This is a genomic window from Succinivibrio dextrinosolvens, assembly GCF_900116345.1.
GTDB lineage: Bacteria > Pseudomonadota > Gammaproteobacteria > Enterobacterales > Succinivibrionaceae > Succinivibrio > Succinivibrio dextrinosolvens_B.
In genome coordinates this window covers 1-11,828 of sequence record NZ_FPAH01000064.1, presented here as the reverse complement: position 1 = coordinate 11,828, position 11,828 = coordinate 1, and the positions used below count along the sequence as shown (strand labels likewise).

General features: G+C 41.6%; 13 protein-coding genes. 6 read left to right on the top strand and 7 right to left on the bottom strand.

Annotated elements, in window-relative coordinates; translation table 11 throughout:
- Window positions 1-377: 377 nt before the first annotated feature.
- The 5 genes from BM308_RS12490 to BM308_RS12470 are packed head-to-tail and all read right to left on the bottom strand — an operon-like array spanning window position 378 to window position 4,375.
- Window positions 378-1,976 carry an RNA polymerase factor sigma-54 gene (locus BM308_RS12490; RefSeq protein ID WP_306706504.1) on the bottom strand — a complete coding sequence of 533 codons (1,599 nt, stop codon included), beginning with the start codon at window positions 1,974-1,976 and terminating at the stop codon, window positions 378-380.
- Window positions 1,977-2,009: 33 nt separating this feature from the next.
- Window positions 2,010-2,735, bottom strand: coding sequence for an LPS export ABC transporter ATP-binding protein (gene lptB / locus BM308_RS12485; RefSeq protein ID WP_074945654.1), 726 nt, complete (start codon window positions 2,733-2,735; stop codon window positions 2,010-2,012).
- Window positions 2,736-2,753: 18 nt separating this feature from the next.
- On the bottom strand, window positions 2,754-3,272 hold the full coding sequence (gene lptA / locus BM308_RS12480) for a lipopolysaccharide transport periplasmic protein LptA (RefSeq protein ID WP_074945653.1): 519 nt from the start codon (window positions 3,270-3,272) through the stop codon (window positions 2,754-2,756).
- Window positions 3,238-3,816 (bottom strand): LPS export ABC transporter periplasmic protein LptC, encoded by a 579-nt coding sequence (gene lptC / locus BM308_RS12475; protein ID WP_074945652.1) that lies wholly within the window; start codon window positions 3,814-3,816, stop codon window positions 3,238-3,240. Before lptC ends, lptA begins: the two co-directional genes overlap by 35 nt.
- Window positions 3,803-4,375 carry a KdsC family phosphatase gene (locus BM308_RS12470; RefSeq protein ID WP_074945650.1) on the bottom strand — a complete coding sequence of 191 codons (573 nt, stop codon included), beginning with the start codon at window positions 4,373-4,375 and terminating at the stop codon, window positions 3,803-3,805. The genes lptC and BM308_RS12470 overlap by 14 nt, the downstream gene beginning before the upstream one ends.
- A 344-nt stretch (window positions 4,376-4,719) precedes the next feature.
- On the opposite strand from BM308_RS12470, the gene BM308_RS12465 reads away from it, so the two are divergent.
- The 6 genes from BM308_RS12465 to yjgA are packed head-to-tail and all read left to right on the top strand — an operon-like array spanning window position 4,720 to window position 8,314.
- Window positions 4,720-5,526: an ATP-binding cassette domain-containing protein gene (locus tag BM308_RS12465; RefSeq protein ID WP_074945648.1), complete on the top strand. Its 807-nt coding sequence runs from the start codon at window positions 4,720-4,722 to the stop codon at window positions 5,524-5,526.
- Window positions 5,526-6,299, top strand: coding sequence for a lipid asymmetry maintenance ABC transporter permease subunit MlaE (gene mlaE, locus BM308_RS12460; protein ID WP_074945646.1), 774 nt, complete (start codon window positions 5,526-5,528; stop codon window positions 6,297-6,299). The genes BM308_RS12465 and mlaE overlap by 1 nt, the downstream gene beginning before the upstream one ends.
- Window positions 6,300-6,311: 12 nt before the next feature.
- Window positions 6,312-6,851, top strand: a complete 540-nt coding sequence (gene mlaD, locus BM308_RS12455; protein ID WP_074945644.1) for an outer membrane lipid asymmetry maintenance protein MlaD — start codon at window positions 6,312-6,314, stop codon at window positions 6,849-6,851.
- A gap of 12 nt (window positions 6,852-6,863) precedes the next feature.
- A complete protein-coding gene (locus tag BM308_RS12450; protein ID WP_083425585.1) occupies window positions 6,864-7,478 on the top strand; it encodes an MlaC/ttg2D family ABC transporter substrate-binding protein in 615 nt (204 codons plus the stop codon).
- Between the two features lie 20 nt (window positions 7,479-7,498).
- Window positions 7,499-7,747, top strand: coding sequence for an STAS domain-containing protein (locus tag BM308_RS12445; RefSeq protein ID WP_074945640.1), 249 nt, complete (start codon window positions 7,499-7,501; stop codon window positions 7,745-7,747).
- A gap of 3 nt (window positions 7,748-7,750) precedes the next feature.
- Window positions 7,751-8,314 carry a ribosome biogenesis factor YjgA gene (yjgA, locus tag BM308_RS12440; RefSeq protein ID WP_074945638.1) on the top strand — a complete coding sequence of 188 codons (564 nt, stop codon included), beginning with the start codon at window positions 7,751-7,753 and terminating at the stop codon, window positions 8,312-8,314.
- Window positions 8,315-8,349: 35 nt separating this feature from the next.
- Here yjgA and BM308_RS12435 read toward each other — a convergent pair whose 3' ends face one another.
- Together BM308_RS12435 and uvrA are read right to left on the bottom strand one after the other, a co-directional pair.
- Window positions 8,350-8,730 carry a DUF2750 domain-containing protein gene (locus BM308_RS12435; RefSeq protein ID WP_074945636.1) on the bottom strand — a complete coding sequence of 127 codons (381 nt, stop codon included), beginning with the start codon at window positions 8,728-8,730 and terminating at the stop codon, window positions 8,350-8,352.
- 8 nt (window positions 8,731-8,738) lie between these two features.
- On the bottom strand, window positions 8,739-11,582 hold the full coding sequence (gene uvrA, locus BM308_RS12430; RefSeq protein WP_074945634.1) for an excinuclease ABC subunit UvrA: 2,844 nt from the start codon (window positions 11,580-11,582) through the stop codon (window positions 8,739-8,741).
- Window positions 11,583-11,828 lie beyond the last annotated feature (246 nt).

Sequence of the window (11,828 nt, the reverse complement as noted above, 5' to 3'; positions counted from 1 at the left end):
CCATAACCAGCTCTTTTTCTAAAGCCTGCAACTTTGAGTAAACTACAAAGACCAAGAACAGAAAAAAGAGAAGAAAATGTATCAGTAAAATTGCTAGAAGAGGTATTTTTAGGTATCATATTCATGGTGTGTTTTTTTATGTTAACTTTTTGTTTTAGCAGATAAAATTATAACATATTAAACACACCTTTTCATCGGTATCTATCAGATATATAAGCATTTTTTTGCTTATAATCACACCTCTTCCCAAAAATAAATCAATACAAGTTTTTTAAGAGCATCAAACCTAGAGTGAATCTAGTTTTGTTTTAAATTTCCATGTGGGAAACTAGAGTTATTCAAATTATGCTGAGAAAGAATAACTTCAACAATAACTCTTAGATCAGCTTCTTTCTCTGCGAGGATGATTCAATACCTAAAGCTTCTCTGTATTTTGCAACAGTTCTTCTTGCTACATTCATGCCTTTCTCTAAAAGCAGTTCAGATAGCTTGCTGTCTGACAGAGGCTTGCGAGGATTCTCACCTGCAATCAGATCTTTGATGAAGGATTTTACTGCAGTTGCAGAAGCGGCACCGCCGTCATCGGTTCCTACCGATGAGGAGAAGAAATACTTGAGCTCAAAGGTACCCTTAGGGGTGTAGATGTATTTCTCGGTTGTGATTCTAGAAATAGTGGACTCGTGCATCTCAATTTCAGTTGCAACATCATTGAGAACCATAGGTTTCATGGCAGAAGGTCCTTTGTCCATGAATTCTGTCTGGTGTGCTACAATGCAGCGGGATACCTTCAGAAGAGTCTCATTTCGCTTTTCCAGACTGGAAATAAACCAGTTGGCTTCCTGAAGGTGGGATTTGAAGAATTCCTTCTCCTGAACTGTTCTGGCCTGTTTTGAAAGCTGACTGTAGGCTTCGTTGATCCTGATGAGAGTATTGGCTGAGGAATTCAGTTCAGCTGTATAGCTGCCATCTGATGTCTTTACAACGATAACATCCGGAATAACAAAATCGGTTTTCTTGGAAGGGGCAAAATTACCTGGTCTTGGGTTCAGCTTCTGCAGAACCGCAATGATTTCCTTAAGAACATTTTCCTTGATGGACATCTTCTGACAGAGGCTTCTGAAATCTCTGTTGGAAAGCAGATCTGAGTATTCTGAAATAACTTTGATGGCCAGATCACGGTAAGGGGTTGAACTGTCCAGTTCATTAAGCTGAATCAGCATGCACTCGGCAGCATCACGAGAGGCAACTCCCAGAGGATCATAGTGCTGCACCAGCTTTAGAATAGCTTTAACATCCTCAAGTGTAGCTTCCGGGTCGTCCTTCTGCACTGAACTTAGGATGTCTTCAAGGGATTCAGTGATATAACCCGAGTCATTGACGGCATCAATGATATTCATGGCTATAAGCTTATCTGTACCCTCAAGAGGAGACATTTCAAGCTGGAAAATCAGATGATCTCTCAGAGTTTCTGTGGTCTCACCCTCATAGATATCATTGTTTTCAATTGCGAGGCCCTTAACGCTCTTGTTTATGTAGTCATCGTTACGGACAAGCTCTTCCTCTTTCACAGAAGTTTCTGTATTTTCACTAACAGCTGCATCTTCATTTGCAGATGATTGGGTATCTGACAGGGTGGAGGAACCAGATTCACTGAAAGGATCAAAGTTTTCGTCTCCATAATTGTCATGTTCAATCATGGAGTCTGAGGTGTTTTGAGCTGAGGAATCGTTATCAAAAGGATCAAAGCTGTCGGAGTCTGAATTCTCCTTTTCTTCAAGAGCTTCCAGAGACTCGTCATTTGAGTCAGAAGAGACTTTCTCTAAAAAGGGATTTTCCTCCAGTACCTGCTGAATCTCCTGCTCAAGCTCAATAGACGACAGCTGCAGCAGCTTGATAGCCTGTTGCAGTTGAGGTGTCATTGATAAAGTCTGAGTCTGAGCTGTTCTTAATTGCAGCGCGTTTCTTATACCAGCCATAAATCCCTTATGTTTTTATTGTTTTTAATGTTTTTACATTGAGAAGTCTTTTCCTAGATATACATCCTTTACTTTTGCATTGCTTAGAACTTCATCTGCAGTGCCCTGCGCGATGATCTGTCCTGCATTAACTATATATGATTTTTCGCAAACATCCAAAGTTTCACGGACATTATGATCTGTAATTAAGATGCCGATCCCTCTATTTCTCAAATGCAGGATAATCTCTTTAATATCGTTTACAGAAATAGGATCAACACCGGCAAAAGGCTCATCGAGAAGAATGAATTTCGGATCAGCTGCCAGTGCTCTGGCGATTTCAACACGACGTCTCTCACCACCAGATAGGGACATACCGGAATTATCTCTTAGTCTTGCAATATTGAACTCTTCTAAAAGCTCATTAACCTTTTCCTCACGCTGAGCTTTGGTCAGGTTAGGAACCAGCTCCATAACTCCCATCAGATTCTGATAGACAGTGAGTTTTCTGAAAATTGAGTTTTCCTGTGGCAGATAGCCAAGACCGGCTCTTGCTCTGGCGTGCATAGGCAGTGCGGTAATATCCTTGCCGTCAAGAATAATGCTGCCGCCTTCAGAGGACACAATACCCACAATCATATAGAAGGATGTGGTTTTTCCTGCTCCGTTAGGACCTAGAAGACCAACAATAGAACCGCTCTCAACATCTAGGCTGACATCTGAAACGACGGTTCTTTTCTTATAGGTTTTCTTTAAATGTAAAGCCTGTAATATACTCATTCTTATTTCCAGTAGGTATTATTTTTTCAGTTCCTGTGGCATGAAGGTACTCTGTACTCTTCCGCCCTGACTGTTTTCATTTGATGCTTTTAACTGTCTGGTTACAGTATTGTACTCAATTCTCTCTCCATCAACATGGGAGTTGTCCTGCCAGATGGTTGCTCTGCCGATAAGGATCAGCAGATTCTTCTCTGGCAGATACTGAATAATTGAGGACTGGGAATGAACGATCTTGCCGTCATCCTGTTTCTGCTTAAAGGTTGCTGGCTTGCCGTAGGCTTTAACTTCCTGAAGCTCTCCTTTGCTGTTTCTGGTCAGCTCAGCCTTGTCTGCATGAAGCTCCATACTGCCCTGAGTTGCAACCACATCCTTGATGAAAATAGCCTTGTTGGATTCAAAATCGGCAATCTGCTCCTTTGAGATGATATTCAAAGGCTGCTCAGAATCGTCCTTCAATGCATACGCACTCTGTGATGCAAGGGCTATCATCAGTACAACTAACTTAATCTTTCTTGCTCTTTGGATAATATGTAGCATGTGGCTTTCCCTTATAACTCATCACATTATTGGATAAATTGAATTTAAAATTAGTACCTTCGGTCTGGAATACATGTCCGTAAATGGTTACAAGATCTTTTGAGGTTACCTCATCGGTAGCAAAACTGTAAACAAGATTATCTGCAGTTGCCTTATCAATGATTGCATCCTTGAAACCTGGATAGATGACCACGTCACCATCTACAACGGCATAGTCATCAGACTTCATTCTGCCTTTAAGTCCCTTCAGATGCCAGATGTTAGGCTTGTCTGCATCCTTGTAATTGTAGGCAGTAATCAGCGGATCATCGAAAAAATACATATTTCTCTGATCGTAGAATTCAGTTCTGCTTGCAATCATGGTTCTGGTTATCTTACCTGTTTTATCGAACAGGGTTCCGTTGGAATCAGTTGCAATGAATGTAGGCAGTCCTGTCATATCCTTAACTTCAAGCTTCTTTAAAGTTAAGGTATAAAGGTATATGCCAGAAGATATGACTGCAAACAGGATTGCAATCAGTATCGATTTTTTAGTAACGCTCATCTACAAAGCCACCGTCAGGGTTTAGGATACCCTTTGACATTAAAATAAGATCGCAAAGCTCTCTTACTGCACCATGACCTGCATCGCAGGTGGTTATATAATCAACGTTTTTCTTGATGAAAGGATGTGCGTCATGAGGACATGCACTTAAGCCTGCTATTCTGAACATTGGCATGTCATTGAGATCATCTCCGATGCAGACAGCCTCCTCCAGAGAAATATTCAGCTTTTCACACAAATTGGTCAGGGCAACGTTCTTGGTCTTCTCACCCTGAATGATGTGCTGTACATGCAGATCCTGCATACGTCTTGAGGTTAGATTTGCCTCTCTGCCGGTGATAACCGCACACTCAATGCCTTCTTTTACCAGAGAGTATATTCCAAATCCATCCTTGGTATTGAATCTCTTGATTTCCAGATTCTCGTTGTCGTAGATAATTCCGCCGTCGGTAATGGTTCCGTCCACATCAAAAGCCAGAAGCTTGATGGTTGAAAGACGGGTCATGAACTCTGCATCAACTTTTCCGTAGCAGGTATTAACAGTAGTAATCTTTTGCATATTATTCCGGTATTTTCTTTGGATAAACAACATCCAGAGCTCAATCTGGACTCAGTACATTTTTTTTTCATGTACCAACTTTAAGTTTAAGTGAAAATATAAAGACTAGTAAAAAAACATGCGTAATTATAGCAACTATTAGTGTGATTTGGACATTAACAATATACAGATTGTTGTCCAAAAAGCTGAACAATTTCGCCTATACTGAATATATCTGTCATTCAATATTTTGATACAATGCTTATACAGGAAGTTTAATTCTGAGTATTTATAGCAGATTTCCTATTGCTGATACTTAGTATTATTCCTCGGTAATACTTTTAAAAAACAAATAAATAGTGTTTATGAGTGAAATCCTAAACGAAGATAGTCTTATTAAAGTTAATAACGTATCTTTTTCGTATGCCAGCAAGCAGATTTACAAGAATCTGACGCTGAACATTCCCAAGGGAAAAATCACAGCAATTCTTGGTCCTTCCGGAACAGGTAAAACCACGATTCTAAGACTGATTGGCGCTCAGCTTGTTCCTGATGAGGGAACCATCGAATTTGACGGCATCAATGTTCATTCACTGAAAAGAAATGAGCTTTATGAACTCAGAAAAAGAATGAGTATGCTTTTTCAGAGCGGAGCTCTTTTTTCTGATATGAATGTTTTTGACAATGTTGCCTTTCCAATCAGAGAACACACAAATCTTCCTGAAGAGCTGATTCATGATGTGGTGCTGATGAACCTTGAGGCTGTGGGCATGAGAGCTGCCGCCTATCTGTATCCATCAGAGCTTTCAGGCGGTATGTCCCGTCGCGCGGCACTTGCCCGTTCCATTGCCTTAGATCCTGATCTCATCATGTATGATGAGCCTTTTGTAGGACAGGATCCTATAACCAAAGGTGTGCTGGTCAAGCTGATTGCCGATATCAACAAATCCTTGGGCAAGACTTCAGTTGTCGTAACTCATGATGTAAAGGAGATCCTTGAAGTTGCCCACTATGTTTATATTCTCTCAGAAGGTTCTGTTTTAGGCAGCGGAACGCCACAGGAGATTGTAAACAGTGATGATCCAAGAGTTATTCAGTTTATTCAGGGCGATTTTGACGGCCCTTATGCATTTAAACTAAAAGGCTCTCAGAACTATATTGAGGAGCTTTAATGTTAGATTTACTAGGTGTTTTAGGAAGATATGCGTTAAGAAAGATCTCCTCTTTAGGAAGATCAACAATCATCTTTCTTCATTCAATCATAGCGATACCTGATCTTAAAAAATCATTTCCGCTGCTGATAAACCAGATTTATTTTGTCGGTGTACAGTCAATCATTATCATTCTGGTTTCAGGTCTGTTTATAGGAATGGTTTTAGGTCTGCAGGGCTTTAATATCCTGAAGGATTTTATGGCAACAGGTTCTTTGGGTACTCTGGTGGCTCTGTCCATTATCAGAGAGCTCGGTCCTGTGGTTACTGCGCTGCTGTACGCCGGTAGAGCCGGTTCCGCTCTTACTGCTGAAATCGGTCAGCTTAAAGCCTCAGAACAGCTTTCTGCCATGGAAATGATGGCGGTTGATCCTCTAAGACGTATTATCGCTCCAAGATTCTGGGCCGGTCTTATCAGTATGCCTATCCTGTCACTGCTGTTCTGTCTTATCGGCATCTACGGCGGTAAGCTGGTAGGTGTTGACTGGCTGGGTATCGATGACGGCATTTTCTGGTCCGGTATGCAGGCCAGTGTAGATGTTCTTGAGGATTTAGGTCCGATGGTAATCAAAGCTGCGGTCTTCGGTTTTGTCTGTACCTGGATTGCTCTGTTCAACGGTTATGACTGTCGTCCAACCTCAGAGGGTATCAGTAGGGCAACCACAGCTACGGTTGTGCAGTCATCATTAGCGGTTTTAGGTCTGGATTTTATTCTTACAGCCTTAATGTTCTAGTAGGAAATTCTAATGAAGTATTTAAAAACAGAAATCATGGTTGGCATTTTTATGCTGTTGGGCATTATCGCTGCATGTGTTCTTGCTCTGCAGGTTGCAGGTCTGGTATTAAATTCCAAAGCAGAACTCTATACAGTCTATGCCAAATTTGAGAATATCGGCTCCTTAAGATTAAGAGCACCGGTCAGAATCGGCGGTGTTGCAATCGGAAGAGTTACTGCCATCAATCTGGATTCAGAGAGCCTGACTCCGGTTGTAAGTATCGGTATTGAGAAAAAATTTGATAAAATCTCAAGCGAATCAAAGGCAAGCATTCAGACTTCAGGTATTATCGGTGAGCAGTACATTGCCATCACCCCTGGCTTCTATGATGAGGATCTGGGTACCACCTACCTTAAGAACGGTGATTACATTACCGATACCGGTTCAGCAGTGGTTCTTGAAGATCTAATCTCAAAGTTTGTATTTAATTCTTCTTCAGACGCTGAAAAATCAAAGGCTGATTCTACTGATACAGCCTCAGATTCAAAAACAGATTCAACTCAGGAATAGGATAGCTTAATTATGAAAAAGATTATTGCGCTGATTTCAGCTTTTATCGTTCTTCTGTTCAGCTTTAACGCTCAGGCAAACTATGACATGAGCAATCCATACCAGCTGGCAAATGATGTAGCAGTCAATACCATCAAGGAGATTAAGGCCAATAAGGATAGAATCTCCGATAACGCAGTTGCTGAGAAGATTATTAAGGATAATCTTTTACCTTACATTGATATCAAGTACGCAGCCTACAAGGTAATGGGAACTTCACTTAAGACTCTGTCCAAGGAAGACAGAGAGAAATTCACCAATGCTTTTGAGAAGTACATGAAGCAGAGCTTTGTTTCTGTAATGTCAAAATACACCAATCAGGAGATTGTGCCTTCAGAGGTTAAGAATGTTCCTGACAGTGAATCACTGGTTTCTGTAAAGATGATTATCCGTGAGAGTGGCAAGAAGGATCTGGAGCTAGTGCTTAAGATGCGTAAGAATACAAAGACCGGTGAGTGGAAGGCATTTGATCTGATTGGCGAGAATATTTCCATGCTGGATGCTAAGGTTTCAGAGATTTCTCCAATCATCAAGAATCAGGGCGTAGATGCCGCTATTGCCAAACTGAATGCAGTGGAAAATAAATAACCTTTGAGCCAAGGTGTTTTATGGATAATCTGACTGAATTAACCTTTGCTACTGTTCCTGCGCTGTGGAAGCAGCGTAGTGAAATCTTCAAGAATTCAGTTTTTGATATGCAGAATATCAGAAAGATTGATGCGGCCGGTGCTGCCTATCTGGTGCAGTGGGCCAAGTCTTTAGACAGTAAAAAGATTAAATTGCTTAATGTTTCACAGACTGCAGTAAATTTGATCACAACTTATAGACTTAATGAGATTTTAGAAATCGAGAATTAATTTATGGCAGAACAGAAACATTTTGAAGGCTTTGATGCCGCCCCTGAAGAGGAGAGCCGCAGTGCTCACAAGAGAGAGGCTCAGGCAATCAGAAAGCTTGTGGAAAAGATAGCTGATCTTGGTGATCAGAGCTTTAAATCCCTGGTTATTCCTCAGGATGTCAAGGATGCTCTGATTATTGCAAGAAAACTCAAGCCTAAATCAGACGAAAGACGCAGACAGCTTCAGTATGTGGCCAAGCTTCAGAGGGCCTATGACGACTCTGATCTTGAGCAGCAGGTTAATATGCTGGGAGCCTCTTCAAAGGTTGATCCTAATGCCCTAAAGCTTGAGAAGTTAAGAGAGAAGCTGATTACCGGAGGAATTGAGGTGGTTAACGCCTTATGTAATCTGGCAGCTGAAATTGACAGAAACAAGCTTAGAAATCTGGTTAAGAAGGCAAAGGAAGAAGCGGCTAAAATCGAATCTGAGGAAGTGGCAAAGCCTAATTCCAGAGCTTTATTCAAATACGTTAAAACTGAACTTGCAAAGGCAAAGGTTCAGATCCCAGACGAACTCATCAAGTAATCCTGATCTGACGTCTTTGCCTTTTGGTGAGGACGTTAGATTTCTATAGGTGATTCTACAGAAAAATCCTGATCTGAAATCGGCATGAAGCCAATCAGTACATTCTTCTGCTCGCGGAATGCTGGAACCCATTTCTCATTCCAGACCTTTGTGGTTACAAACTGAGGCTTGAAACCTTCCATGCTGTTTTTCTCAGCATATCCTGCAGCAAGTTCTTCATGTGACCATACAGGAAGAATGCTGAAAAGATTATGATCATCATCTTCCTCGGTATCTTCAAGAATCAATGGGCCTTCGCTGTCAGCAAGAATATAGAAGCCGTTCTCTTCTTTGGCAACTCTCATAAACATTGCCTGTCTGTATTCTGCATTTAGAGACTGGATTGCCTCATATTCCTTTTCTGTAAGTTTTGCCATATAGTCTCCTAATAGCCTCTTTCTAGTATTGGTTTTAAAAACTGACCGGTAAATGATTCCTTGCATTCACTGACCTCTTCTGGAGTACCGGTAACGATTATATTTCCGCCGTTACGTCCACCTTCAGGTCCTAGGTCGATAAGATAATCTGCGGATTTGATTACGTCAAGATTATGTTCGATGACAATAACGGTATTTCCCTGATCTCTTAATCTAATCAGCACATCAAGCAGCAGTTTTACATCCTCAAAGTGAAGACCGGTTGTTGGCTCATCCAGAATATAAAGAGTCTTTCCGGTAGCCTTCTTTGACAGTTCTTTAGAGAGCTTGATTCGCTGGGCCTCACCGCCTGAGAAGGTTGTAGCAGACTGACCTAGGGTAATGTAGGATAGGCCCACGTCCATCAGTGTCTGCAGCTTAGATGCGATGGAAGGTACTGCCGAGAAGAACTCTAAAGCCTGCTCAATGTTCATGTCCAGAACATCAGCGATAGTTTTGCCTTTATATAAAACTTCAAGAGTCTCGCGGTTATATCTCTTACCGTCACACTCTTCGCATTTTACATACACATCAGGCATGAAGTTCATGGAAACCTTGATGGTTCCATCTCCCTGACAGGCTTCGCATCTACCTCCCTTTACGTTAAAGGAGAATCTTCCAGGAGTATAGCCTCTTGCTCTAGATTCAGGAGTTTTTGCAAACAGATCACGAATGTCGGAGAACAGTCCTACGTATGTTGCAGGATTGGAACGAGGCGTTCTGCCGATAGGACTCTGATCAATACAGATGATCTTGTCAAAATGCTCAAGTCCCTCTATCTCTCTGAATGGAGCTGGATCATCATTTGCAGTGACTCCGTTTAGTTTACGCTCGGCAATTCTGACCAGGGTATCGTTAACCAGTGTTGATTTGCCAGAACCTGAAACGCCTGTTACTACCACGAAGCATCCAACAGGGAAGGATACGTCGATATTCTTGAGGTTATTGCCGGTACATCCCTTTAAAGTCAGGAGCTTTGATTTCTTTGGTTTGATTCTTTTCTTTGGAATTTCAATGCGTCTTTGGCCTGAGAGGTATTTACCGGTCAGGGAGTTTTCGCATTTTTCAATTTCATCAACTGGTCCCTGAGCGATTACTTCGCCACCGTTGATTCCGGCTGCAGGACCGATATCTATAATCTGATCTGCAGCTCTCATGGTATCTTCATCGTGCTCTACAACTATAACTGTATTGCCGATGTCTCTCAGATTCTTCAGGGCATCAAGGAGCTTTGAGTTATCCCTCTGATGAAGACCGATACTTGGTTCATCAAGCACATACATAACACCGGTCAGACCTGCACCGATCTGACTTGCCAGTCTGATACGCTGGGCTTCACCTCCGGATAGGGTTTCAGCTGAGCGCGACAGCGTCAGATAACCAAGACCAACGTTTATCAGGAATCCCAATCTGGCTCTGATTTCCTTTAATACTCTGGAAGCAATATTCTTTTCCTGCTCTGTAAGCTTTATTTCAGAGAAGAACTGATAGCACTCCTGTATTGAGTAGTTATTAATCTCTGGTAAGGATTTATTGTTAACAAATACGTTGCAGTATTCCTTCTTCAGTCTTGCGCCATGACAGTCAGGACAAGGCAGTGGTCTCATCAGTTTTGAAATATAGACTCTTACGTACTCAGATTCGGTTTCGCGTGATCTTCTCTCGTAATTAGGAATAACACCTTCGAACGGCTCAAAGCTGGTCTGGGATTTCTTTCCTCCAGAGTAGACCATTTTCATAGGAATGGCTGTGGTGCCAGTTCCATACATGAGCAGATCAACTTCTTTTTTGGTAAGCTCACTAAATGGTTTCTGAAGATCTATATCGTAATAATCGGCAACAGCTTCTAACTCCTTATAATAAAAAGGATTTCTTCTGTCCCAACCCAGAATTGCTCCCTCAAATACGGATTTGGTTTTATCAGGAACGATCTTGTCGATATCCAGAACCATCATTGCACCTAAGCCTTCGCACTTAGGACAGTATCCGTGTGGATTATTAAAGGAGAAATCTCTTGGTTCTAATTCTGGAATTGAATAGCCACAGATAGGGCATGAGTAATGAGATGAGAACAGAATCTCATCCTCTTTTTTATGCTCCTCCATTGGACAGACCACGGCAATACCATCAGAGTATTTGAGCGCGGTTTCAAAGGAATCAGCAAGACGCTGTTTTAAATCTGGCTTAACCTTGATTCTGTCTACAACAATATCAATATCATGCTTTTCTCTTAAAGCCAGATCTGGAGGATCGGAGAGATCGCAGATTTCTCCATCGACTCTGGCGCGGATAAAACCGTCTTTTGCCAGATCAGCAAACAGCTGTTTGTATTCGCCCTTTCTTCCTCTTACCACAGGAGAGAGGATCATAATCTTGGTGCCTTCAGGCTGTTCCATAACCGCATCAACCATCTGGCTTATGGTCTGAGCTTTCAGAACCGTGCCGTGTTCTGGACATCTTGCCTCTCCGATTCTAGCCCAGATAAGTCTTAAATAGTCATGAATCTCTGTGATAGTACCGACTGTTGATCTTGGGTTGTGGGAGGTGGCCTTCTGCTCAATGGAGATAGCAGGGGATAGACCTTCAATTGAATCAACATCAGGTTTGTCCATCAGGGATAAGAACTGACGGGCGTATGCAGAAAGAGATTCCACATAGCGACGCTGTCCTTCTGCATAAAGAGTGTCGAAGGCAAGAGATGATTTTCCTGAACCTGATCTTCCTGTGATTACGCAGAGTTTGTTACGTGGAATTGTCAGATTCAGATTTTTCAGATTATGGGTGCGGGCACCGCGAATTACGATTTTATCCATTTGTATAATTGATTTTTATTAAAGTCGATTTTGTAATTTTACCTTAAACAATTCATGGAGGATAAAAGAAAAGACGACAAAATTAATCAGTAATGATTTCTATTAGATCTGATTTTGACTAATGAGTAGAGTCCGGAATACCGTCTGTTGACCCCAACCTCCGCAGATCATAGTTACTAATTTTTGATCTGCTTCTTTGGGAAGGGTACACAGAATAATTCAAAGAGATCTCTAGTTTTTTTAGGG

Bases quoted from the DNA above. Each gene is read 5' to 3' on its own strand.
- lptC (WP_074945652.1), bottom strand. From the start codon at position 3,816: ATGAGCGTTACTAAAAAATCGATACTGATTGCAATCCTGTTTGCAGTC.
- BM308_RS12465 (WP_074945648.1), top strand. From the start codon at position 4,720: ATGAGTGAAATCCTAAACGAAGATAGTCTTATTAAAGTTAATAACGTA.
- mlaE (WP_074945646.1), top strand. From the start codon at position 5,526: ATGTTAGATTTACTAGGTGTTTTAGGAAGATATGCGTTAAGAAAGATC.
- BM308_RS12445 (WP_074945640.1), top strand. From the start codon at position 7,499: ATGGATAATCTGACTGAATTAACCTTTGCTACTGTTCCTGCGCTGTGG.
- uvrA (WP_074945634.1), bottom strand. From the start codon at position 11,582: ATGGATAAAATCGTAATTCGCGGTGCCCGCACCCATAATCTGAAAAAT.
- lptA (WP_074945653.1), bottom strand. From the start codon at position 3,272: ATGCTACATATTATCCAAAGAGCAAGAAAGATTAAGTTAGTTGTACTG.
- BM308_RS12470 (WP_074945650.1), bottom strand. From the start codon at position 4,375: ATGCAAAAGATTACTACTGTTAATACCTGCTACGGAAAAGTTGATGCA.
- yjgA (WP_074945638.1), top strand. From the start codon at position 7,751: ATGGCAGAACAGAAACATTTTGAAGGCTTTGATGCCGCCCCTGAAGAG.
- BM308_RS12490 (WP_306706504.1), bottom strand. From the start codon at position 1,976: ATGGCTGGTATAAGAAACGCGCTGCAATTAAGAACAGCTCAGACTCAG.
- BM308_RS12435 (WP_074945636.1), bottom strand. From the start codon at position 8,730: ATGGCAAAACTTACAGAAAAGGAATATGAGGCAATCCAGTCTCTAAAT.
- mlaD (WP_074945644.1), top strand. From the start codon at position 6,312: ATGAAGTATTTAAAAACAGAAATCATGGTTGGCATTTTTATGCTGTTG.
- BM308_RS12450 (WP_083425585.1), top strand. From the start codon at position 6,864: ATGAAAAAGATTATTGCGCTGATTTCAGCTTTTATCGTTCTTCTGTTC.
- lptB (WP_074945654.1), bottom strand. From the start codon at position 2,735: ATGAGTATATTACAGGCTTTACATTTAAAGAAAACCTATAAGAAAAGA.